The 25,194-nt window shown below is 45.4% G+C and carries 17 protein-coding genes; 12 read left to right on the forward strand and 5 right to left on the reverse strand.

What is annotated here, in order from left to right; genetic code table 11:
• From IEY09_RS09895 to IEY09_RS09905, 3 genes are all read right to left on the reverse strand, one after another.
• Positions 1 to 478 (reverse strand): hypothetical protein (locus IEY09_RS09895; RefSeq protein ID WP_188870905.1); only part of this gene is annotated, 478 nt, incomplete at its 3' end.
• A 109-nt stretch (positions 479 to 587) separates the two neighbouring features.
• Positions 588 to 4,871, reverse strand: a complete 4,284-nt coding sequence (locus IEY09_RS09900) for an EAL domain-containing protein (protein WP_229777838.1) — start codon at positions 4,869 to 4,871, stop codon at positions 588 to 590.
• A gap of 284 nt (positions 4,872 to 5,155) precedes the next feature.
• Positions 5,156 to 7,945, reverse strand: a complete 2,790-nt coding sequence (locus IEY09_RS09905; RefSeq protein WP_188870909.1) for an insulinase family protein — start codon at positions 7,943 to 7,945, stop codon at positions 5,156 to 5,158.
• A 169-nt stretch (positions 7,946 to 8,114) separates the two neighbouring features.
• Here IEY09_RS09905 and sixA point away from each other — a divergent pair, with 169 nt between their 5' ends.
• Complete coding sequence (gene sixA / locus IEY09_RS09910; RefSeq protein WP_011625784.1) at positions 8,115 to 8,585, forward strand: phosphohistidine phosphatase SixA; 471 nt, start codon at positions 8,115 to 8,117, stop codon at positions 8,583 to 8,585.
• Positions 8,586 to 8,650: 65 nt separating this feature from the next.
• Here the strand turns inward: sixA and smrB are convergent, their stop codons facing one another.
• On the reverse strand, positions 8,651 to 9,181 hold the full coding sequence (smrB, locus tag IEY09_RS09915) for an endonuclease SmrB (protein WP_037431201.1): 531 nt from the start codon (positions 9,179 to 9,181) through the stop codon (positions 8,651 to 8,653).
• An 80-nt stretch (positions 9,182 to 9,261) separates the two neighbouring features.
• Here smrB and prmB point away from each other — a divergent pair, with 80 nt between their 5' ends.
• From prmB to IEY09_RS09945, 6 genes are all read left to right on the forward strand, one after another.
• Complete coding sequence (prmB, locus tag IEY09_RS09920; RefSeq protein WP_188870911.1) at positions 9,262 to 10,206, forward strand: 50S ribosomal protein L3 N(5)-glutamine methyltransferase; 945 nt, start codon at positions 9,262 to 9,264, stop codon at positions 10,204 to 10,206.
• A 128-nt stretch (positions 10,207 to 10,334) separates the two neighbouring features.
• Positions 10,335 to 11,429, forward strand: a complete 1,095-nt coding sequence (gene aroC / locus IEY09_RS09925) for a chorismate synthase (protein WP_037431452.1) — start codon at positions 10,335 to 10,337, stop codon at positions 11,427 to 11,429.
• A 69-nt stretch (positions 11,430 to 11,498) separates the two neighbouring features.
• Positions 11,499 to 12,668, forward strand: a complete 1,170-nt coding sequence (locus IEY09_RS09930) for an MFS transporter (protein WP_188870913.1) — start codon at positions 11,499 to 11,501, stop codon at positions 12,666 to 12,668.
• Positions 12,669 to 12,731: 63 nt separating this feature from the next.
• Positions 12,732 to 13,862: an ATP-NAD kinase family protein gene (locus IEY09_RS09935; RefSeq protein WP_037431456.1), complete on the forward strand. Its 1,131-nt coding sequence runs from the start codon at positions 12,732 to 12,734 to the stop codon at positions 13,860 to 13,862.
• Positions 13,863 to 13,946: 84 nt separating this feature from the next.
• Positions 13,947 to 14,228: a YfcL family protein gene (locus IEY09_RS09940; RefSeq protein WP_011622202.1), complete on the forward strand. Its 282-nt coding sequence runs from the start codon at positions 13,947 to 13,949 to the stop codon at positions 14,226 to 14,228.
• 3 nt (positions 14,229 to 14,231) lie between these two features.
• Positions 14,232 to 14,840, forward strand: a complete 609-nt coding sequence (locus IEY09_RS09945) for an RNA methyltransferase (RefSeq protein WP_047536570.1) — start codon at positions 14,232 to 14,234, stop codon at positions 14,838 to 14,840.
• A 171-nt stretch (positions 14,841 to 15,011) separates the two neighbouring features.
• Here IEY09_RS09945 and mnmC1 read toward each other — a convergent pair whose 3' ends face one another.
• Positions 15,012 to 17,111 (reverse strand): FAD-dependent 5-carboxymethylaminomethyl-2-thiouridine(34) oxidoreductase MnmC1, encoded by a 2,100-nt coding sequence (gene mnmC1 / locus IEY09_RS09950; protein WP_188870915.1) that lies wholly within the window; start codon positions 17,109 to 17,111, stop codon positions 15,012 to 15,014.
• Between the two features lie 138 nt (positions 17,112 to 17,249).
• On the opposite strand from mnmC1, the gene fabB reads away from it, so the two are divergent.
• The 5 genes from fabB to truA all read left to right on the forward strand — a co-directional run bounded on the left by fabB (position 17,250) and on the right by truA (position 25,165).
• Positions 17,250 to 18,461, forward strand: a complete 1,212-nt coding sequence (gene fabB / locus IEY09_RS09955) for a beta-ketoacyl-ACP synthase I (protein WP_037420122.1) — start codon at positions 17,250 to 17,252, stop codon at positions 18,459 to 18,461.
• A gap of 150 nt (positions 18,462 to 18,611) precedes the next feature.
• Positions 18,612 to 19,742, forward strand: a complete 1,131-nt coding sequence (locus IEY09_RS09960; protein ID WP_037430081.1) for a 4-phosphoerythronate dehydrogenase — start codon at positions 18,612 to 18,614, stop codon at positions 19,740 to 19,742.
• 2 nt (positions 19,743 to 19,744) lie between these two features.
• Positions 19,745 to 20,761: an aspartate-semialdehyde dehydrogenase gene (locus tag IEY09_RS09965; protein ID WP_055648755.1), complete on the forward strand. Its 1,017-nt coding sequence runs from the start codon at positions 19,745 to 19,747 to the stop codon at positions 20,759 to 20,761.
• 179 nt (positions 20,762 to 20,940) lie between these two features.
• Entirely contained in the window at positions 20,941 to 24,267 is a 3,327-nt protein-coding gene (locus IEY09_RS09970) for a FimV/HubP family polar landmark protein (RefSeq protein ID WP_188870917.1), read from the forward strand.
• 112 nt (positions 24,268 to 24,379) lie between these two features.
• Positions 24,380 to 25,165, forward strand: coding sequence for a tRNA pseudouridine(38-40) synthase TruA (truA, locus tag IEY09_RS09975; protein WP_037420111.1), 786 nt, complete (start codon positions 24,380 to 24,382; stop codon positions 25,163 to 25,165).
• Positions 25,166 to 25,194: the final 29 nt, after the last annotated feature.

Raw genomic sequence — 25,194 nt, forward strand, 5'->3', positions numbered from 1 at the left:
CATATGGAGAACCAGCGACTTCAAGAGGTTTGAATTTCACATATGGAGAACCAGCGACTTCAAGAGGTTTGAATTTCACATATGGAGAACCAGCGACTTCAAGAGGTTTGAATTTCACATATGGAGAGCCAGCGACTTCAAGAGGTTTGAATTTCACATATGGAGAGCCAGCGACTTCAAGAGGTTTGAATTTCACATATGGAGAACCAGCGACTTCGAGAGGTTTGAATTTCACATATGGAGAACCAGCGACTTCAAGAGGTTTGAATTTCACATATGGAGAACCAGCGACTTCAAGAGGTTTGAATTTCACATATGGAGAACCTGTGACTTCTTGATTAACTTCTTTAGTCGCTTCAGATGATACAACAGTTTGAGAGAGGCTTTTCTCTACAGTTACAGTTGTTTCAATGGCTGCGGCAGTTGTTACAAAGCCGATTGTAGATAGTAAAGCTGCTGCGGTAAGAATTCCTTTCATCGTTTTATCTCTCAGGGTAGTTGATAATATTTTATTTTTTGACACTGGATATCTATTTGCAGATGTTGTGCCAATGTTTCAAACTACTGACAGAGAGATAATTAGATGATCAAATAATGTTGTGGTGGGGCATGAATTTACTCCGGTCATCTTGCAGCAATTGAGTAAACTCGGTCTCATTAATCGCTTTGCTAAAGATATAACCTTGTATTTCTTCACAGTTTAGGGCGCGTAGGATATTTAGCTGTGCTGCTTGTTCAACACCTTCTCCAACCACTGATAGTCCCATATTATGAGCAATGGTGATAATAGAATCGACCATCTTCAAATCACGATCTGACTTATCAATATCATCGACAAAGGCTTTATCGATTTTTAGCGTATGGATAGGGAATCGTTTTAAGTAAGAAAGTGACGAATAACCCGTACCAAAGTCATCTAATGCTAGATTGACACCCATTTTCGTCAGTTGCTGCATAACGGTAATGGCCATTTCCGGTTGTTTAATCACCGTCCCTTCGGTGATTTCGAGTTCAAGATGTGCAGCTGGCAATTGTGTTAATCGTAAAATAGATTCAATTCGTTGTTGCAGATCGGGCAGTGCAAACTGACGTGACGATAAATTGACGGCGACTCTCCCTTTAAACAGACCCAGTTCACGCCATTTTTGGGCGGCAAAACAGGCTTTTCTGAGTACAATTTCGCCAATTTCAATAATGAGGCCATTTTCTTCTGCAAGAGGAATAAAATCATTCGGTGGAATAAGTCCTAAGATTGGATGATTTAATCTCACTAAGGCTTCCATTCCGGTAACATGACCATGCTTTAGATCAACTTTAGGCTGGTAATACACCTCAAATAAATCATCTTTTAAACCTTCCCTGATAAGATTTTCAATTTCTAATTGCTTAATCGCATGTTGGTTAAGAGATTCTGAGTAGAATTGGTAACAATTACCGCCAGCCGATTTTGCATGGTACATGGCAATATCCGCCTTTCTCAGTAATGCTTGTTCACTCTGTTCATCCTCTGGATAAAGTACAATCCCGATACTTGCACCCAAAACAAGTTGCTCATTGCCTATTTCATATACAGCTTTAAAAGCTTCAATAATTCGTCCCGCAATTGCCGCGCAGGCACTTATATCAGAGGTTTTATCGAGCACAATGGCAAATTCATCTCCACCTAAACGATAGATGCTCGTGTTTTTCGGTACGGAGGATTTTATTCTGACAGATACCAGTTTAAGTAATTGATCGCCAATTTGATGACCTAATGAGTCATTAATACGCTTAAAATTATCTAAATCGAGTACCATTAATGCATGATTAATTTCTTTATTGACTAAGTTCCCTAATGTGACTTGTAAGTTTGAACGGTTTGGCAGGCCAGTCAGTAAATCATTGTTGGTGAGTTTTCGAAGCTCTTCTTCCTGCTGTTTACGTCTTGATATGTCGGAGAAAACACCTACATAGTGTGATAGTTCACCCGACTCATCGTAAATCGCGTCTATGGTGAGCTCCATATGGAAATGGCTTTTATCACCACGACTAGCTTCGACTTCACTCGCCCATCGACCTTGCTGCTTCAGCATACTGCGGATCTGATTTGAGAAGGACTCTGGATATAACTCAAAGGTAAGCAAGTTACCAATAAAATCAGTTCGATTTCGCTGTGAAATTCTACAACATGCTTCGTTGACCTCGACAAAACGATACTCGCTGTCGAGAATAAACATGCCTTCTGAAATATTTTCGATGGCTTTTTCGAATAGTTTTAATTGTTCTTCTTTTTGTTTAAATTGACTGATATTTTTAATAGTGCCAGTCATTCGAAGGGCATTATCTTTATCATCTCTTTCTACAATTTTGGCCCTATCTAAAATCCAGATCCAGCTATCATCTTTGCCCTTAACTCTATATGCCGCTTCAAAGTGATCTGTCTCACCATAGAAATGTTTATTAAGTGCTTCTCTGACGCGCTCCTGATCCATGGGATGAATGTTGCTTTCTTCATCAGTATTACCAGAACGGTGGCCATCCCTTGGAAACTCTAATGCGCCCCAAATATTCGAGCGGAAAATATTACCCGTTTCTATATCCCAGTCCCACATTTCATCGCCACTTCCCCAGAGAGAAAGCTTTAGGCGTTCTTCACTCAGCGCAATTTGACGTTGAACCTCACGTTTACGTAAGATTGATTTTGTAACTCCAAGGAGTATGAAAATTACAATAGCTAAATAAAGTGATTTTGCTAAACTCGATAACCACCAAGGTGGTGTAACTATAACTCTTAAAACCTTTACGGGACCATTTTTTTGTGTCAACGAATCAACTGCATACACTTTAAAAAAATACTCGCCTGGAGATAAGTTAGTATAGGTTGCTGAATTTATTTTATTTGATGCGATCCATTCGTTGGATAGACCATCCATTTTGTAATAATAAGATGTAGATGATGGCTCTGATGTTGGTGAGTTAAACGTAAGTGTGAATGGGTAATCTGAGTATTTCAGCTTTATACTTTCTGATTTACTTATTGAACCGGTAAAATACTCTCCGTCACCCACTATTATAGAGTTAAAAACACGCAATCCAGAGATGAGCGTCTCAGGTGGAGAGGATTTTTTTATATGTTCAATAATTATATCTTTAGATATTAAACTTAATCCATCAATACCGCCGAAGAAAATGTTTTCATTATCAACAACACCACTTCTGGTATTATATTCATATTGACTGCCATTGTTAGTTGAAAGAATATAGCTATTATCTCCTTCAATTAAAACTATTTGACCAAGGGATGATGCAAAAATATTACCATCTAAGGTTAATATCGAGTAAATTTCTTTATTGTCAGAGAATATTTTTTCTACTTTTTTACTATCGGGGTCATACTCCATTATTGATGTTGCAGTTCCAAATATAATTTTGTTTTTAAATTTTGAAATGCTGTAGGTTAGTTCTTCTGATAACTTATTAAAAATACCATCGACGTAATGATATAAACCATTCTGGCTTGCTAAATAAATGTTAGAATCTGATATGTAAAGTGTCTCGAATATGGGATCGCTTTTATTTGTTGTAATTGTTTTATTGATAAGATTGTTTTTTATGATGATAGCCTTGCCTGAAGTGGTTCCGGCGATAATATCTTGTTCTTTATTAATCACATCAATGGTTGTTATTTGCTCGTTTTCTAGTATGTTAGTTATACTTCCATCTTTATTTAAAAAAATTATTCCAGTTTCACTTCCAATATAAATTCCATTTTTGGTCATTACTGCATTTTTATAACCAATAATACCTGTTTGGTAAGTTTTTATTAAGTTAAGTCTATTGTCATAACATCGAAGAATACTATCGTTGGACGAAACTAGTATGTTGCCATCAAAGGTCTTGCTAATATGCCAAACATTATCTTTTATTAAATTTGTGCTTAGTATGAGGTTCTTTGACTTCCTTACTAATTCAAATCCTTGATTATTCATTCCTATTGCTAGATAATCTTTTGTTGCAAGTAAGTATGTTTTATAGCTTTTACCTTTCCCCTCACTTAGAGTGCCGATCAGGTGCGGCTCGTTATTAAGTGAGTATATTTTGTTTTCTTCTATTCCAAAAAAATCACTTTCACTTTGACTTAAAAATGTATATTTATCATTTGAAATCTTTGTTATTCCACTATCATTGTGGCTATAAAATCCATCATTTGTTGATACGTAAAGAGTATTGTTGTACTTTTCTATATCGAGTACATTGTCAATGATCTTGACTATGCTTCCATTATTTATTTCGTATAGATTACCACTATAACTTTTTATGAATATTTTTTTTCCTATATTTAAACTTTTCTTTACTTCAAAATATTCATTTTGGATGAATTCATAACTTATTTTTTGATTGTTTAAGTTAAGGCTAAGTATACCCTTATTCGTTCCTACTAAAATTTCTTTAGTCAAGTCATTGTTGGATAAACTCCATATTTCACCATTCAAATATTCATTTTTTATATTGATGCTTTTAAGTGATTCATCATATTTATCGTATATAACAAGTCCCTTGTCTGTACCGATAAGTAGCTCACCATCTTCAGTGATTAATAGGCTTCTAATGAAAGAGCTGGGTAATCCAGAAGCGCCTTCGTCAGCATAATAATGTTTAAACTCTTTCCCATCGAATCTGTTGAGTCCATTAAGTGTACCAATCCAAATGTATCCTTCATTATCCGTAACAATGGAGGTAACGGTGCTTTGGGAAAGTCCTTCTGGTACACCAAAAGATTGTGATTGGAGAATTATTGGAGATTTATTTGAAAAGGGCGACGCGTTTACGTCTTCGAATGCATAGATGCCAAAAAAAGCGAGCAAGACGATTTTTAAGAGTATTTTCGGCATAGTGTTGTTCTTAGTATTGTCCGAGGATGCCATGAAACAATTGTGTTACATCACTTTTCCAGAAATAGAAGCTTTTGTCAAAAGTGATAATGTAAAAATTCCTTTAAATTGCAGACAGATGGCGTTAGATAGTGTGCAGCATTTGATCTGAGGGATGGATTGACCATGTTTTACATTAATTTTTACAACAAAGACCAGAGATACTACTGCACAAATGCATGAATGCAGCGGTTTTGTTTGTTTACAGTAAATGCTGGATTAATGATCTAGCAGCTTTTTTTAGGTTAAAAATTGAACTTTTCAGCGTTTTGTTTGAACAGTTTTAGATCGGTAATCATATTGTCAGATTTGAGGGCTGATTGAGATACATGCTCAGAACCGGTACTAAAAAGCACTAAGCGATCACTATGCTTCGTGCGCATTTTTTGCATCATAAACTTGATTAAATCGGGGCGGGTGAGCTTGCTGATTTCAGCCACAACCAGTTCCCGTTGATTGAACTGATAATCTCGATTACCTACACTCACCCAATAACGTTGGCCACGAGTTTTAAGATTGGCATCATGTTCCATTACCTGGTTGATGAGTCCTTGTTTTGTGCTTTCCCATTCTTCATTCGTTATTTGCATAACTGCATAGTTAAAGTCCGCGATAAACTCGTCGATTGCTTCCAGTAAATGCAGTGGACCCGTTGTGGGTGATTGAATATAGAAAATGAGTCCAGGATGGCGATTCAGCGGAAGGTAACCTGTGCCAACCATGTAGCCTAATTGTTTTTCAGTACGCAGTTCATGGAAGAAGGTTGAGGACATCGCGTGATTGAGTAAGCTAAACAGTGCCATTTTTTCTGGCGTTGCCCTTGCTGATTGGTAATAGACGATAATGGCGCTGTCTTGATGATCTATCGCCAGTTCTCTTAAAAGGGTGCCTTGTCCGGTTAAATTAATTAATTCACGGGTGGATTCTGCGCTAGGGCTAGAGACGAGGGACAAGATATGCTCCAGACGTTTGCCGAGTGCCTGCGCCTCTGAGACTAACCAATCGCCGTAAATTAATCCTTCTAGATAAATTTTTTCGTAAAATGCCCTTACATGGTTATGTAGATCATTTAAGGTTATATTTTCAAGTGCTTGGGCCATTCTGGCTGGTTCGTAACTGCGCTTCTGTAATGTTGCTGTCAGGCTGGTGAACAGTTGTGAAATCGGCTTAGCTTGAGCTAAATTTTGCCAACTACGTAACAGCTGAGACTTGATTAAGGCAAACCGTTCTTCGGTGAAATTACGTTCTCTTGCTTTATGGATAAGCAAAGCTAACAGCGTCTCTTGATTCCCAGTAAAACCAGACAAATGTAGGGTGATCCCACCCTGATGGGGGTAAATGTTATAGCTAAGTCCAGCGACTTCCGCTTGGTAAGTGGGCTCAGTTAAGTAATCGAGCAGCATCTCAACGTATAAGCGGGTGAGGGCAGCATGTTTTGGGGTTTTACTCGCCTGCTCTGAATCGAGTGATAAATACATATGGCCTTTCGGGACATTAAACTCATCGTCTTTTTTATGCCAAATGCGGTATCCCGTTGATTCCGCGACAATCACAGGCACAGCGACTTCACTTTTATCGGGCCGAGCAATGGAATCTGCCACAATAAAGGGATTGGCAGCGGGCAATTGCAACTCTGGGCGAATGTGTGTGACTTGCCAACGGGCAAGGGATTCGGGCTTTATCGGTAAGACTTGATACGGCGTATGGTACCAATTGGCTTTGCGGTCGGTCTTAACGGACTGTGCTATGAGTTGCAAGCGCATATTTTGCGGTGTCATTAAGCGCAATAGCTCAAGGGTTTCATCAATATCTAAGCCATCCATGCGATAGTCACCAAAGACTAAGTCTTCCACTTCGTAGTGATGCATATTGATGCTTAAGTGGCTGGCTAAATCGAGGGATTTCACTTGCTCCTGATAGCGAAACGCCATTTTGAGCAGATTCGCACGTTCTAAATAGCGCCAATCCTCAAGGCCTTGGTTTTTTATCAGCTCGATGTATTCAAAGCAGCTGCACACAATATCATCAATATTGGCCACGCCTTTGTCGGTCAGTTGTAGGCCTATACTGTAGTCCTTGAAGTTATAGCCATTGACTCCGCCGCCTGCGGAGAGGTTATTCACTAAACCTTGTTCTTTAAGATACGACAGCAGGCTGCCTTTACTCTCATTGCCGAGGATATGGCTAATATAGGTGAGCGGCTTGCGTTTGTAGTAGTGATCGATGCCAGGAAAGTTAAAACTGATACTTAAACGCTTTTGTTCCTTTAAGGGGACAATATTGATTTGCTTAAGCAGTTCGTTTTCAGAAAACAGCGGTACATCGGGATACTGTTTGACTAAGTTTAAGTTTCTGATTGTACTGAAATATTGCACTGCAAGCGCCTGAAGCTCATCTAACGGCATAGGTGCGACTAAACAGAGCGTCATTAAATTGGCGCTGTAATGGCTTTGATAAAATGCTAATAGCTCGCTTCTGACCTGCGCCTGTTCTCCGCCTAGCGTGACTAAATTGCCCACGGAAAACTTTGAAAACGGATGCTGTTGATTGACGGTTTCTTTAAGCACTTGATAGGTGCGGCGGATATCGTCCTTCAGCTTTAAACTAAATTCAGATTCAATCGCTTGGCGCTCCCTATCGACTAGGTCGAGGTCAAATTTGGGGGCGATAAAGAATTGGCTAAATCTGTCTAGGGAGTCGGCAAATACGTCGGCGTTGATCGTAAAAAAGAAATTGGTGTGCTCTGTGCCGGTCCAAGCATTGTTACTGCCGCCATGCTGATTGATAAAGGCATGATACTCGCCGGAGTCGGGGAATTTTTCCGTGCCTAAAAAGAGCATATGCTCTAAAAAATGCGCCATACCGGGTCTATCCACAGGATCATCAAAATGTCCTACGGCCACCGCCATGGAAGCGGCGGCTTGGCTGGCGTCCAAATCTTCGACCAATAATACCCGCAGGGCATTATCTAACACGAGATAACGGTACTGACGATGATCGTTTGGACTTTTGTAAATAGACTGAGAGGCTTGCAAAGAGACACTCCGGTAACGATGGCTTGTTATATATTGATAGTCTTAATGGTTTTTGGCAAATATCTCTTGTGTTTATCGACTAAAGATTAACCCTTACAAGGTTTGTTGAAATCCATTTTAGGGCTACAATTGGGATAAAACAAAAACAAGTGTGGGTAGCGAGAGAAGTATGCAGCTATTTTTGATGCGACATGGTGACGCTGGATTTAATGCTCAGTCGGATAGGGACAGAACGCTTACCGATTTAGGAAGACACCATACTGTCTTAATGAGTAACTGGTTAGCCCGAAGTGTCAGCGATTTTGATCTTGTTTTGGTCAGCCCTTATTTACGTGCGCAGCAAACGTGGCAAGAATTGAGTCAGCATTTCCCCGAACCACGCAAATGGCTGGTCGTGGATGATTTAGTGCCTTCAGGCGATCCCGCCAATGTGGCCGCCTTAATTGTTGCCTATGCCGAGTTGTATAAGGCCGATAAAGTGCTGGTGATTTCCCATATGCCGCTCTTAGGCTATTTGGTTAGTGAGTTAGTCGCAGGTGTTGAGCCGCCCTTATTTGCCACCTCAGGAATTACTCTGATAGATAAACATGCCGAGCAGGCCTGCATTGTTTGGCAGCATGCGCCCCACAGCATTAGTTAATTTCTTCGATAAAACAAAGGGCTCACATCAGTGGGCCCTTTGTTTTTAGAGGATTAATTCGTCCATTAACGTCGATGCGGCTGGTCGCCAATATCGATAAGTACTAGCAGCGCCGCATCGCCACCCCATTCTTTGGGGGCCTGATGAAAGGCTTTTACCATAGGATGTTGCACCAACCACATAGGCACCTGCTGTTTTAGTATGCCAGTGCCGTAACCGTGCATCACACAACAACATTGGCTTTGCTGTTTTACGCAGGCTTGGATCAGCGCCGCGAGTTCGAGTTTAGCCTCGGATTGGCGGTAACCGTGTAAGTCCAGCAATAAATCCGGTTGGTAATCACCTCGTCTTAAGCGTTTAAGCTCGAGACTGTCGACACCCTCGTCGAGCCAACGCATTGGCCCCTGAACGGGCAGCAGAGGTTGATAAGTATCTGAGAAATAACTGTCAGCATGCAGTTGCTGCTCTTTCAGTTCTATTTCCTGTTTGGTTTTTAGGGGCGTGCGAAAATGCCGCTTATCTTGGTCGATAGGTTTTATCCCCTCGATCAGCGCCGAAAACATCGCCATGCCTTCTTTATCATCGTCTTTATTCATGGCGGGTATTCTATTGAATCCTATGGTTTCTGAACAGAGTTCAGTTACAATGTTTACGAACACACAAGCGGGAGAGCGTTTTGGATAAGATCTTTGTAGATGAAGCTGTGACAGAGTTACGCACCATAGGTGACATGTTGCGTTGGGCGGTGAGCCGCTTTAATGATGCCAATGTGTACTATGGCCACGGGACGGATAACGCGTGGGATGAGGCCATCGCATTAGTGTTTCATGCGCTGCACTTGCCCGAAGAAATCGGTCAACAAGTGATTTTAAGTAACTTAACCAGCAGTGAAAAACACAAAATCGTTGAGCTGATCATTCGCCGCGTACGTGAGCGTTTGCCTGTGCCTTATTTAACCAATAAAGCGCGCTTTGCAGGGCTTGAATTCTATGTGGATGAGCGCGTATTGGTACCTCGTTCACCTATCGCCGAGATGATTGCCAATCGCTTTGGTCCTTGGTTATATGGCAAACCCGTTAATCGTATTTTAGATTTATGCACTGGCAGTGGCTGTATTGCGATTGCCTGTGCCTACGAATTTGATGAAGCAGAGGTCGATGCGCTCGATATCAGCGAAGATGCCCTCGATGTGGCGCAAATCAACGTTGAAACCTTAGGGGTGATGGACAGAGTGTTCCCGATGCAATCGGATCTGTTTTCGGCCATTCCTGAAGGTCCACAATATGATTTGATTGTCTCTAATCCGCCCTATGTGGATGAAGAAGATATTGGCGATATGCCAGATGAATACCACCATGAGCCTGCGATTGGTTTAGCCTCGGGTCGTGACGGCCTTGATTTAACCAAACGCATTTTAGCGAATGCGGCTCAATACCTGACACCAACGGGCATTTTAGTGGTTGAGGTGGGTAACTCTATGGTGCATCTGATGGAGCAATTCCCTGAAGTACCTTTCACTTGGGTTAACTTTGAACACGGTGGCGACGGTGTGTTTGTGCTAACTCGTGATCAATTGATCGAACATCAATCGCTTTTTGCCATTTATCGCGACGCGGAATAATCACAATAAGCACATAAATTAGGTTGAGTCTTTTCCCGCTGCCAGTTAGGCTTGCAGCGGGAAAAAGAATTGTCCAGCCATTGCTGGGCGCGGAGCGATAAGCAAATCATTTAAGGTGTAAAAAGCGGATGTCTGGAAACAGTATTGGTCAAAATTTTGTGGTGACTACCTTTGGTGAAAGTCACGGTGTGGCGCTCGGTTGTATTATTGATGGTTGCCCACCAGGGCTCGAACTCACCGAAGCCGATATGCAGCATGATTTAGACCGCCGTCGTCCTGGCACATCCCGTTATACCACCGCGCGTCGTGAGCCTGATGAAGTACGGATCTTATCCGGTGTGTTTGAGGGCAAAACCACGGGCACCTCCATTGGGCTTTTGATCGAAAACACCGATCAGCGCAGCCAAGATTATTCCAATATCAAAGATTTATTCCGTCCAGGACATGCCGATTACACCTATCAGCAAAAGTATGGCCTGCGTGATTACCGTGGTGGCGGCCGTTCATCGGCACGCGAAACCGCTATGCGGGTTGCTGCAGGCGCTGTGGCGAAAAAGTATTTAAAGCAAGTGCATGGGATTAATATCCAAGGCTATATGTCGCAACTTGGACCGATTAGTGCCGAGACCCTCGATTTTAGTCAAATCGAGCAGAACGCCTTTTTCTTCCCCGATGCGACTAAGCTCGAGGCGCTGGATGAGTATATGCGCGAGCTGAAAAAATCCGGTGATTCCATTGGTGCAAAAATTTCGGTGGTGGCGACGGGCGTGCCTGTTGGACTGGGTGAGCCTGTGTTCGATAGGCTCGATGCCGACATCGCCCATGCCTTAATGGGCATAAACGCGGTAAAAGGCGTGGAAATTGGTGATGGTTTTGGGGTTGTGACGCAAAAGGGCTCAGAAGGGCGCGATTTAATGTCGCCGCAGGGTTTTGAATCTAATCATGCGGGCGGCATCCTCGGCGGCATCTCATCGGGTCAACCGATTATTGCTCATATCGCATTAAAACCAACCTCGAGTATCAGTGTGCCGGGTCAAAGCATGACGGCCCAAGGTGAAATGGCAGAAGTGGTGACTAAAGGTCGTCACGATCCCTGTGTCGGGATCCGCGCGGTACCGATCGCCGAAGCTATGCTGGCGATTGTGTTGATGGATCATCTGTTAAGACACAGAGCTCAAAATCAGGATGTTCGCAGTCATACACCGATTCTCGGCATGAGATAGGCGCGATGAATGAGACAGTCTGCATGGAATAAAGATGCATAGCGGCTGTGTAATAAATGGAATGCGTTAATGTTTACAATCTCTAGCACAAGCCAGCAATTACGCTGGTTATGTGCTTGCTATTTTTTCTTCTTTTCAATTCTCGGTACTATGATCCCCTACCTTGGGGTCTTCTTCGAAAACCGAGGATTTAATCCTCAAGAAATCGGTTTTTTACTCGCGATTTTAATGGCGACCCGTATCGTGGCACCCAATGTGTGGGCTAAGGTGGCCGATCGCACTGGCATGCGCTCCGAATTGGTGAAGATGGGCGCGGGCGCCGCGATGCTGGCGTATTTGAGTTTCTTCTACCACGGTGGCTTTGTGTATATGGCGCTGAGCCTTGCGCTTTATACCTTCTTTTGGAACGCGATTTTGGCACAACTTGAGGTGATCACCCTCGAAACCTTAGGTGAAAATGCTAGCCGCTATGGGCAAATCCGCAGTTTTGGCAGCATTGGCTATATCTGCTTAGTGGTCGGCGCCGGTTTTGCTATCGGCCAATGGGGCACCGAGGTGTTACCTTATATTGGTTTAGCTTTGTTTACTGGGATGTTGGTCAGCGCCTTGCCGTTGCCTGCGAATCGTGCCGTGCGTCCTCAAGGGCAGGAGCGGCAGCCGCTCAAATGGACTAAACCCATTCTGTGGTTCATGGTGTCGGCGATGTTATTACAGATGAGCGCTGGGCCTTTTTACGGCTTCTTTGTGCTTTATCTTAAGCAGGCGGGTTACACCGAAGCGGCTGCGGGGATTTTTGTCGCCCTCGGTGCAATGGCCGAAATCGTAATGTTTATGTTTGCGCCTCGCTTGCTTGGACGTTATGGCGTCAATACCTTGCTTGTTGTCAGTATCGCCATGACCGCCGTGCGCTGGTTGCTGGTCGCCTTTGGCGTTGAGAGCATGTTGTTACTGGGCTTAAGCCAAGTGTTGCATGCGTTCACCTTCGGCTTGACCCATGCGGCCTCGATTCAATTTGTGCATCGAAATTTTGATGCCAGTCATCGCAGCCAAGGGCAAGCCCTGTATGCCAGCTTAAGCTTTGGGGTTGGCGGCGCACTCGGCACTTGGATTTGCGGTTATATCTGGGGTGATGGTAGCGGCGCTGTATGGTCTTGGGTATTTGCGGCGGCCTGTGCCTTTGCGGCCATGTTAGCGGTATTTTTGATCCCTAAGGATAGGGCGCAAGCGGTTGCTGCATAAGCTTATATTGATTTTGAAAGTAACTCATTGTAAAAACTAGAATAATTAACAAGAGAGGTTAAGGTGGTCCGGTTTCGTTTAGGCTTAGTCATCAATCCACTGGCGGGTTTAGGTGGCAGTGTGGGTCTTAAGGGCAGCGATGGCGTGGCAGAAGAAGCCCTTGCCTTAGGCGCCGAGCCCAAGGCGATAAAGCGTATGATGCAAGCCTTAGAAGTGATTGCCCCTTTTGCCAAAGATATCGAAATCATTACCGCCTCAGGTGTGATGGGGGAGGATGCCGCCAACGCCTTAGGTTTTAACACCCGTGTGGTGTATCAAACTCCGGATAAAACCCAAGCCGTCGACACGCAAGCCGTAGTGCGTACCTTGCTGAACGAACCGTTGGATTTATTACTGTTTGCGGGGGGCGATGGCACGGCGCGTGATGTGTATAGCGTGTTTGAACAAGCCGTTATCGACGATAAATTACCCGTGCTTGGTGTTCCTGCTGGAGTAAAAATCCATTCAGGTGTTTACGGCATCACGCCCCATGCTGCGGGTATGGTGGTCAAAATGTTGCTTGAGGGTGAGTTAGTCAGCCTGATGAGTGCCGATGTGATGGATATCGATGAAGTAGCTTTTCGCCAAGGCACGGTGCGCGCCAAACGCTTTGGTGAGCTATTAGTGCCCGCTGAACCCCGTTATGTACAAGCAGTAAAGATGGGCGGAAAAGAGGTCGATGAGCTCGTGCTTGCCGATATTGCCGCCGATGTTATCCAGCAAATGGAAGACGAGCTGTACATTATGGGCTCGGGCAGCACGGTCGCCTTTGTAATGGAAGAGCTTGGGCTCGATAACACCCTGTTGGGGGTTGATCTTATTCAAGATAAAGCCTTGGTGGCGAGTGATTTAACCGCCAAGCAGTTGCTCGACTTTACTCAAGATAAGCCGGCAAAACTGGTTATTACCTTGATTGGCGGGCAGGGGCATATTCTCGGTCGTGGCAACCAGCAGTTGTCGCCAGAGCTGATCCGCCGCCTCGGTAAGGACAATATTATTATCCTCGCCACAAAAACTAAGCTAAAAGCACTTGAAGGACGCCCCTTAATTGTGGATAGTGGCGACCCTCAATTAGATCGTGAGCTTTGTGGCTATTACAAAGTGACGACGGGTTACCATGATTATGTGATGTATCAGGTGGCCAACCCCGACTAATCAGATTTATTCTCCTCGGAGATTGCAAGCACCGAGGGGCCAGCGGCCATTTGGGCGAAATACGTTATTGGAGAGTTTGACCCGATGTTAGAGCAGTATGAAGAAGCACTAGAACAGTGGATTGAGTCTGTCGTAAGCCATGGTGATGACGACGCCTTATTTGCCTGCGGTTATCTGCAAGGCCATGTGGCGGTGGTGTTATCGCAACTCGAAGACGAAGGCGAGAGCACGTTAGAAGCCTTACTTGAAAAAATGACCGACTGTTTAGCACTGGCGCGCCAAGAATTAAATGATGCCGATTTTGCATTAGTGGAAGCGGCTTGGACACAATTACATGGCAAGATTGTTAGTCATTTAGCGGCCTAATTAATGAGTATATCCACGACGACTTCGGTTGATGCCATGGCTGAACCTGAGGGGCAGCAAGCGGTTTATATCGGTCTAGTCAATCCGAAAACTCCGACGAACGTAGGCGGCATTATGCGCGCTTCGGGGTGTTATGGTGTCGATGCGGTGTTTTACACGGGTAAACGCTATGAATATGCCGCCCGTGGGCCGCAGCAATATAACGCCGATACGCAGAGCGCCGCCGAGCGGATTCCATTGACTGGAGTGGCCTCCTTACTCGATGCGCTCCCCTCTGACACGAAACTGGTGTGCGTGGATTTAGTCCTAGGGGCGACGCCTTTGCCGGAGTTTGTGCATCCCGAGAAAGCCTTTTATGTGTTTGGCCCTGAGGATGGCACCATTGGCCAAGAGATTATCGATAGAGCGGATGCCGTGGTGTATGTGCCGACTGTAGGCTGTATGAATCTGGCTGCGTCGGTCAATGTGCTGCTGTACGATAGATTAGCGAAAGCCCATCGTGAGCAAGTATCAGCTCAAACCGAGTTCGATGGTGATGCCTTGATCCGTCAAAGTCGCGACAACAATAATCGCACTCGAGTAAAAACGACTAAGCAGGGTACTTCGCTCTAGGGTTAACGCTTAATAGTTAATGCTCAGTCTAAATACAAAAAGAATTAAGCACTGCTTAATCCTTTTTTGTTTTGGGCTGCCAATCACTGGTGCGATTAGATGCAAGCCTGATTAGCATTCAATGATAAGCCTTTGTTTTAATCAACTAGTTTTCACTCAGGCCGCACTTTACTAAAGTGCTTTACCCTTTAGTAATTTGCGTAACCACATCCGATTTGGGTTGAGTTTATTTAAGGTTGGCCAATCCAGTGGAAGCGGCTCACCGGTTAATTGTGCCGCTAAGCATTCGGCCGCCAACGGCCCTGAACTTAGCCCCCGCGACCCTAAACCACCTAGGATATAAAGGCCATCGAGGATCGGAGCCTGGGTTGTTTGCCAATAATGCTTGCTTTGTTCGGCCTGCTGCTGATTGAGTTGATGCTGTTCATAGCGCGCCAATATTTCAGCCACATCGGGCGCGCAGCCCATCATAGGGAAATGATCCCGCGTTACCATGCGCACGCCAACTCGGGCGCTATTGCCGCTGATGTCGATATCGTCAACCCAGGCTTGATTGGGGTAGCTTTCTTGCATTTTCCCCAGGTTTTCCCGTTGCTCCTGCGGGCAAAAATCGAGGTGCTCTGCTGCTTTTACGTAGCTGGCGCCGAGGCAATGCAAGCCTTGATGACTCGGCGTGAGGTAACCGTTGGCGCATAACACTGTCGCCAGTTGGCTCAGCTTAAATTGGGCGGGGACGTGGCTCACTTGGCCGCGAAACGGACTTATCTGTAACCGCTCACTGGCCGAAAATTGGGTGAGTTGCGCGCCATTGGCGAGTACGAGTTGGCTGTATGGTCCAAAACGTTGGCCTTGAGTGTGGAGATACCAAGCATTTGTATCACACTTGATTTCGGTGATGTCGGTATTGAAATGGCACTGCACATGGGCAAGTTGAGAGGCCTTATCTACCGCCGCCTTGGCGTATTCAAATGGGCATACCCAGCCTCCAAGAGGATAGAAAAATCCAGCCTTATCAATCCCTATTTGAGCTATTTCGTTGGCTTCATTCGCATCTACGGCGTAGGCGATTTCCACTGGCCAGTCTTGGCTTTGGATGATTTTATCGAGCCGTTGTTGGCTGCGCTCATCATGACCCGTTTGCAGCACACCACAAAAATCATGGGAAATTGGTGTCACGCCAGATGTTCCGTTCGTGCCCATCGTTGATGCAAGACTCAGCGCCTCGATTCGGCGGCGACTGAATAGAAACGCCTGTTGGAAAAAACGGCTAAGTTCATCATTTTCTGGCGTGAGTAGGGGATAGATCGCCCCTTGGCGATTACCAGATGCGCCTTGGCCTAACTCATTATCCTTACAAAACAATATGCTACTTTGGCCTCGTTCGGCGAGTGATAGCATCAGATGTGCTGACGCGAGTCCGCCGCCTATGATGGCAATTGGCTGCTCTTTAGTGGCGAGTGCCGAAGGTTTTGGGGTAAATGCCTGAACGGTATCGGCTTGTTGACGCAGCAATTTACGCTCATGGATCAGAATATTGTCGCTGATAATCTGGCTTCGCAGTGAGTCGCAGGTATTTTCATTGAGAGCGTCTTGGCTGACGTCAAGCGTGCTAAAGCCGCAACTGTGGGCAAGGTGTTGCGCTGTTTCACTAAGATTAAGCCCAATCAGTAGGGCATCATCCGCACTCAAGCGCGCCATTTGCCAGAGCTGCTTACCATTTAGCTGCGCAGGTAAATGCGGTAAAACCAGCCATTGCTGAATGGGATGAGAAGTACTGTGGGGGAGTTGGCTAACTGCTGTGTTCAGATCGCCAAAATGCAAATCGACTGTGATTAGGCCGTCATCAAAAATTAATCTCTGGCACCCTATAATGCGCGCAGGCTTTGCCTTAAGTATGGCATTGGCAATGGGTTGTAAATGAGGCTTGGAAATTAAACTTTGCGATTGATCCCAAAGTAATTTAAGTTCGTAATCGTTAATGGGATTGGGCTCAAACACTTTGACTAACAGACGCGTTTTGCCTTGAGGTTGAGTATGCGTTTGCCAGTGATGCAGTAAAGAGAGTAGCTCGAGTCCATCGCCTAATCCCCATTGCCCCATGACGTGCAAGCCCTGAATGAGCTGAGTTGATTGCGTCGGTAAGCGAGAGAGTTGAAGGAGAGTAAAATTGTCCAGAGACTGTGCAGTAGTCAATGCGCATGGGGGATAAAGGTTGATTAGTTGCGGGTAATCACGCTTAAATTGGTAAGATTTTTGGGGCTTAGCAGTCAAAGAAATATACTCTCGGTCTCATATTAGGCATTATTTTACCCGCCTTTATGGAAAGCTGACCACTTAATTGAAGCAAAACAGATACTATTGGCTCAGCAAAAAGTAGGTACTGACATGTACACAATGGATAGCAATAAAATGAAAAGAGTCGTGATCACCGGAATGGGTGTTGTTTCAAGTATCGGTAATAACAAGCAAGAAGTGACTGAGTCACTTAAAGCGGGCCGTAGTGGTATTACACATTCCGCTCAGTTTGAAGAAATGCAACTACGCAGTCATGTATGGGGCAATATCAAATTAGATCCTTCAGAGCTGATTGACCGTAAAGCGCTGCGTTTTATGGGCGATGCTGCGGCATATGCTTACATTGCAATGCAAGAAGCCATTAAGGATGCTCAGTTAACTGAAGAGCAATATTCAGATCCTCGCGTAGGGTTGATTGTGGGTACAGGCGGCGCTTCGTCTTCTAACCAAGTGCAAGCGGCTGATATTCTACGCGAAAAAGGCGTAAAACGCGTGGGTCCTTATATCGTGCCACGCATTATGTCGAGCACGGCCAGCGCTTGTTTAGCGACACCCTTCAAAATTAAAGGTATGAACTACTCAATCAGTTCAGCCTGTGCGACCAGTGCTCACTGTATCGGTCACGCCGTTGAACTTATCCAAATGGGTAAGCAAGATATGGTGTTTGCGGGCGGTTCGGAAGAAGTGGATTGGACACTGACCATGGGCTTTGATGCGATGGGCGCGCTATCGACTAAATACAATGCCACTCCAGAAAAAGCCTCTCGCACCTATGATGCTGACCGTGATGGTTTCGTTATCTCTGGCGGTGGCGGTATCTTAATCGTTGAAGAGTTAGAGCACGCTCTGGCTCGTGGCGCGAAGATTTATGCTGAAGTGATTGGTTATGGTGCATCATCAGACGGTTACGATATGGTGGCTCCGTCTGGCGAAGGTGCGGTGCGTTGTATGCAAATGGCACTGGCCGATGTGGACACACCAATTGACTATATCAACACCCACGGTACATCTACTCCAGTAGGTGACGTGCGTGAATTAGAAGCACTACGTGAAGTCTTTAAAGACAAGTGTCCACCGATTGCATCGACTAAGTCTATGACGGGTCATGCATTAGGCGCCGCAGGCGTACATGAAGCGATTTACAGCTTAATCATGATGGAAAACAGCTTTATTGCCCCAAGCATCAACATCGATAACTTAGATGAAGCTGCGAAGGACATGCCAATCGTGCGTGAATACCGCGATGCAGAGCTAAACACTGTTATGAGCAACAGCTTTGGTTTTGGTGGCACTAACGCAACGTTAGTGATGCGCAAATATAAGTAAACTATTATTTTTGTTAAAAAAGGAAGCTTCGGCTTCCTTTTTTATTAGCTAAAATTGAGCAATGCGACTCAGGGATTGGGTTTATGATCAGAGTCTTGCTAGAATCCTTGGCTACTCACTCTCTAGCCCATTTTTATCAGAAAGGTCCCCATGAAGATTGTTGTCGATGAAAATATGCCCTATGTCGAACCCTTATTTGGGGCGTTAGGCGAGATAATTCCAGTCAATGGCCGCACGCTAACGCCTGAGCAGGTGCAAGATGCCGATGTGCTGCTGGTGCGCTCTGTCACCCGAGTCAATGCCGCACTGTTAGATGCCAATCCAAAACTTAAGTTTGTCGGCAGCGCAACTATAGGGACTGATCATGTGGATCTGGCCTACCTTGCTGGGCGTGGCATTCCCTTTTCGAATGCGCCCGGCTGTAATGCGACCGCAGTCGGGGAGTTTGCCTTTATTGCGATGTTAGAACTGGCGGCGCGGTTTAACTCGCCGCTCAAGGGCAAAGTCGTGGGGATTGTCGGCGCGGGCAATACTGGTAGCGCGACGGCCAAATGCCTCGAAGCCTACGGCATTAAGGTATTACTCAATGACCCCATCAAAGCGGCCGAGGGCGATCCCCGTCATTTTGTGAGCCTTGATACCCTATTACTTGAAGCGGATATCATCAGCCTACATGTGCCCATCACTCGCACTGGCGAGCATAAGACACTGCATTTATTCGATGAATCGCGCCTAATGAGTCTTAAACCTAATACGTGGTTGGTGAACTGTTGCCGCGGTGATGTAATTGATAATCAAGCCTTAATTAAGGTTAAGCAGCAAAGGGATGATCTTAAATTGGTGCTCGATGTATGGGAAGGGGAGCCAAATCCCATGCCGGAGTTGGTGCCTTTTGCTGAGTTTGCCACCCCACATATCGCCGGTTACAGCTTAGAAGGTAAGGCTCGTGGCACTTTTATGCTGTACCAAAAATTGTGTGAGTTGTTAGCCATTCCGGCCACTAAACGCTTATCCGAGCTATTGCCTCCATTTCATTTTAAGGCGGTTGAACTCGAACAAGTCCCCGATGAAAAAGCCCTATTACAGCTCGCAAGATTCGTCTACGACCTGCGTGATGACGATGCCGTATTCCGAAATGGCTTTGCAAGGTCGAATGGCTTCGACACTATGAGAAAAAATCACAAACATAGACGCGAATTTAGTGCATTGGCGCTGGCTTATCACGGCCAATCTGAGGTAGATTGGTTGTCCAATTTAGGTTTTTCAGGAGTCGGTCGGTAATTATGTCGCAGGAATTTAATGTTGTCGTTTTAGGTGCATCGGGTGCAGTGGGTCAAACAATGATTGAGATCCTCGAAGAGCGTAACTTCCCGGTTGCGAACTTATATCCTTTAGCCAGTAGCCGTAGCGCCGGTGAAACGGTCAGCTTCCATGGCAAACAAGTTACCATTTTGGACGTCGAAACCTTCGATTGGAGCCAAGCGCAATTAGGCTTCTTCTCTGCCGGTGGTGATGTCTCGGCCAAGTGGGCGCCTATCGCAGCTGAAGCGGGTTGTGTGGTGATCGATAACACCTCTCACTTCCGTTATGACATTGATATTCCATTGGTTGTGCCTGAAGTTAACCCCCATGCGATTGCTGATTTCCGCAACCGTAATATTATTGCCAACCCGAACTGCTCGACCATCCAAATGCTGGTGGCTCTAAAACCGATTTACGACACTTATGGCATCAGTCGTATTAACGTGGCGACTTATCAATCTGTCTCTGGTACGGGTAAAAAAGCGATTGAAGAACTGGCAAAACAATGCACTAAGCTGCTGCAAGGTCTGCCTGCTGACGCTGAAGTTTATCCAAAGCAAATCGCGTTTAACGTATTGCCGCAAATTGATAAATTTATGGACAACGGCTACACCAAAGAAGAAATGAAAATGGTCTGGGAAACCCAGAAGATTTTTGGCGACGATGACATTCTCGTTAACGCGACTGCTGTGCGCGTGCCGGTATTCTATGGTCACTCAGAAGCCGTACATATCGAAACGCGTCAAGTCGCCGATGCAGAAGATATTAAAGCTTTACTGCGTAATGCCGAAGGAGTGGTATTGTTCGAATCCGATGACGAATATCCAACGGCTGTGACCCATGCAGCGGGTACCGATCCTGTTTATGTGGGCCGTGTGCGTAAGGATATCTCCCATTCTCACGGTATTAACCTTTGGGTAGTGTCGGACAATATTCGTAAAGGCGCAGCCTTAAACAGTGTGCAAATTGCCGAGATTTTAGTGAGAGATTATTACTAAGTCTTAAGTAGCAATTGATGCCCAATGAAAAAGCCTGCTGCCAGCAGGCTTTTTTTGTTTTACAATTGTGAACAGTAGCAGGGCTGGGATTTCTAGTTTATAGTAATCTCAATAAATACAATTGCCTAAAGCCTGTTATCAGCGAGATAACTTAAATAGCGCTTCAAAGGGAAGGATTGATGAAATTTCGCACTTCGTATCTTGTGGGCCTGATGGCCACCGTTTTAGCTGTTTTTTCCACGACCTCTTTTATTGATCCTGCGATAGCTGCCGATACTCCCAAAATAAAACCTTTAAAAATCATGGGACCAGATGGACAAATCCGTCAGGTCAATCATCAATATGGACCAACGACCGCTAAAGATACTTTCTGGAGTATTGCGCAAAAAGTCCGTCCCGATGCCAGTGTCAGTGTTTATCAAGTCATGGCTGCAGTATTTGATGCCAACCCCCATGCGTTTAACTCCGACAGTTACAATAGCCTCGAACGTGGCATGATTTTGCTGATCCCTTCGAAAGAAGTGATGTTATCCATTCCTAATAGTGTAGCGATTGCTCGCGCCGAACGCAGCGATAAGCAAGTCCGTAATACCGCCAAAGCGGCGACTAAACCAGTATCTAAACCGACTGTTGTTACTCCTGTAGTTGAAAATAAACCTAAGGTAGAGCCTCAACCTAAAGTCGATGTTAAACCCGAAGCGGCTAAGACCGAAGTTGCTAAAACGGATGCCGTTGCGACGCCACCCGCTGCGCCGAAAATGGTGAGTTCCGATGTGAATACTCGCCTTGAGGCCGCGGAGAGCAAAAATTTATCCTTAACTGATGAGTTAGCCAGAGCACAAGATCAGCTCGCGGTAAGAAATGCCGATGTTGAAGCCCTTAAAGCCAAAATTGAGGATTTAAACCAACAAATTGCGGTATTAGAGGAAACCTTACAGGCGAGTAAAAAGCAAAATCTTGCACTGAAGGCCGAGGTGGAAGCTGCTCAAGCCCCATCAGATGCCGATGCGCAGCCGCAAACACCTACTGAGCCTGAAGATCTATGGCGAAACTTGATAAATAATCCGCTGCTATTGGTTGCAGCAGCGGTGGTCCCTGCATTGTTACTACTGCTGCTTGTGTTCTGGATGCTTCGTCGTAAGCGTAATAAAGAACGCCGTGAGTTAGCAGCCCAGCAGGTAGCCATGGCGACAGGTGCTGCTGGTGTGGCAACGGGAGCATCAGTGCTGGCGATGGATGACGATGATCTTGACGATATGGCTGTGCATTTAGACACTGACCATGCCGATTCCATCGATAGCTTATTAGATGTCGGTAGCGTGAGTTTACAACCCGAGCATGAAATGACCGATGGCCATGAGCAGATGGACATCGCTTCTGAAATGTTTATTGACCCAGGTGTTAACACTGCGGCAGAACCACAATTTGAAGAGGACGAAGGCCAATCCTTAGATGATCTCTGGGCTGAGGCCATGGGCGACCAAGAGGAAGCCTTTGCGGAAGAAAAACCCAAATCAGGTAATATTCTCGAAGAAGAGGATCTTGATGCATTATTGGCAGGGCTTGGCTCCGAAGAGCCTGATGCGCCATCTACTAATGAGAACCTTGATGAATTAGCGGGATTTGATATTCCAGCCGACCAAGAGGTGGTTGATGCAGCAGAGTTAGATACCGATCAAGATTTAACCGTATCGCTTGCTGCGGAATTAGATAATGAACTTGAAAATATAGCGTTAACTGAAACGGCTGAAGATGATATTGATGCCTTGCTCGCCGGGTTTAATCAATCTGAAATGACCGATTCGGTATCTGAGCCAGTGGCTGAGGACGACCTCGATGCATTATTAGCGGATTATGGTAAGGAAAACACCGCTACAGCATCCGATCTTAGCGATGAAATTGCTGCTGAATTAGATAATGAGTTAGCAGAGCTAGGGGTCGCGCAAACCGACGATATTGATGCGTTACTGGCAGATTTTGATAAACCCGCAGCGCCAGAGCCTGATTTAAGCGATGAAATCGCCGCAGAATTAGATACTGAACTTAATGATATCGGTGTCATTGAATCCGACGATATTGATTCTCTGCTCGCAGGTTTGGATGCACCAACCGCGCATGACCCTGCACTTGCAGCAGCCATTGCTGCCGAATTGGAAGATGAACTAAACACCGACCTACCAGTCAATGATGATCTTGACCAGTTGCTCGCAGGTTTTGAGGCCCAAGATTCGGCGGAACAACAAACGTCTAGCGATGAATCCGACATCCCTCACGATATGCTGGCAGCAGAGCTCGAAACGGCATTACCTGAAGAGTTATCGTCTGCAGATGATGATCTCGAATCTCTTCTCGCCGAATTTGATGTGCCAGAGCAGGCTGAAGCCGACGCGGATGAGTTTAATTTCGACCTCGAAACCACCTACCCTGAAACAGATGATAAGCTCGAGGATGAAGGCTTACTCAAGGGCATCGGTGCTGCCCATGCGATTGATGGTACGGATGATACCTTTGAGCTTAGCGATACGATTGCGAAGAGCCCAGATGATAATCCAAACGAAATCGCAATTGAGCCAACATTTACCGGTTTCGATGCTGATAATCAAGCGGATAATACGGTACTCGCCACAGCAGCTTTAACGGCTGCGACAGCTGCCGCAGCGGCAAAAGTTAAAGAGAAAGAGGCTTCTTTCTTTAACGACTTAAAAGCTAACAAGAGTAAAGATCCCCATGTACTGGATTGGGACACTGAGCTTAACTTTGCGCCTACGTCTAGCGCACAAACTGACAGTCCTAAATCCGAACCTGTTGCACCCGTGGATCCTATCGCTGTCGATCCGAAGGCGGTTTCCCCGCGTCAACCTCTGGAATTTGTTTTAGACGAACCGATTGATAAGGTCGAGCCTACATTCGAGATTATCACTGACAAAGATGATGATATTGTTGATGAGGATGTCGCTCATGAGTTTGCTTTCAGGGCGGACTTAGATACTGATGACGATATCGATTTAAGTGACGACAATGTGCTTGCTGCTTTTAGTGCCAATACCGAAGTTGAAGATGATGAGGTATTAACACCAGAAGATAGCTTTGCTCTCGATGATGAGCATACTCTCACGGTCGATGAAGCATTAGCAGCGCTAGATGCGCAGGAGTCACGTCAGTCGAAGAAGTTTGTACCTGAGCATGATTTGACTAATTTCCAAAACGAACATGGCTATATCGATATTGAAAAACTGCTTAATGACGCCGAGCAGGATAACACAGAGACAGATCTCTATCCTGAAATGGATGTGGAGATGAGTGATGTGGGTGCCCTGATTGGTGATGCAGCCATGATTGATGTGGACGATGAAGAGAACTCTGTTAACGCTAAGCTCGATTTGGCCCGTGCCTATATCGAAATCGATGACAGTGACAGCGCCAAAGCGCTACTCCGTGAAGTTCAAATTGATGGTAATGAGCGTCAACAGGACGAAGCTGCTCGTTTACTTAAAGAGATCGGCTAAGTTTGAACTAGCATTAAGCTTTAATGTTAACGATCAACGGCGCTCACAGCGCCGTTTTTTTTACGGGCTGCTGTGATAAAATGCGCCGCTAAATTAATTGTGAGGATGTGTGATGCGGATTGCATTAGGTATTGAATATGACGGCAGTGGCTATTTTGGTTGGCAGCGTCAGGCCGAAGTCGATTCAGTACAAGGGCAATTAGAACAAGCCTTGTCTAAGGTAGCAAACGAGCCCATTAGCTTGTTTTGTGCAGGAAGAACCGATGCTGGTGTTCATGCAACGGGGCAGGTCGTGCATTTTGATACCAACGCCGTACGTAACGAAGGTGCCTGGACCTTAGGTGTAAATGCCAATTTACCCGATAATATTGCCGTACGCTGGGTAAAAGAGGTTGATGAGAGCTTCCATGCCCGCTTTTCGGCCACGGCTAGACGTTACCGCTATGTGATTTACAATCATAATCTTCGCCCAGGGATCCTACGCCACGGCGTCAGCCATTATCATGGTGATATCGACGTTGATAAAATGCATATTGCGGCGCAGGCGCTGCTCGGCGAGCAGGATTTTACCAGTTTTCGTGCTATTCAATGTCAATCTAAAACCCCGTTTCGCAATGTACACAGCGTTAAAGTGACGCGTCAGGGCATGTATGTGATCGTCGATATATCTGCCAACGCCTTTTTGCACCATATGGTGCGTAATATTGTCGGTTCGCTGCTGGAGATTGGGCTTGGCAACCAGCCATTGACTTGGATGGCGGATCTGTTGTCACTAAAAGATAGAAATCAAGCCGCGGCAACGGCTAAACCGAACGGACTTTATCTTGTGGATGTGACATATCCGGAGCAATATCAATTGCCAAAGTTAGCGCTTGGGCCATTGTTTATGTTGGATTAATGGCTTTTATCGTGGCAGAGCTTAAATGC

Origin of the sequence: Shewanella xiamenensis (genome assembly GCF_014647135.1) — a bacterium.
Classification (GTDB): Bacteria; Pseudomonadota; Gammaproteobacteria; order Enterobacterales; family Shewanellaceae; genus Shewanella; species Shewanella xiamenensis.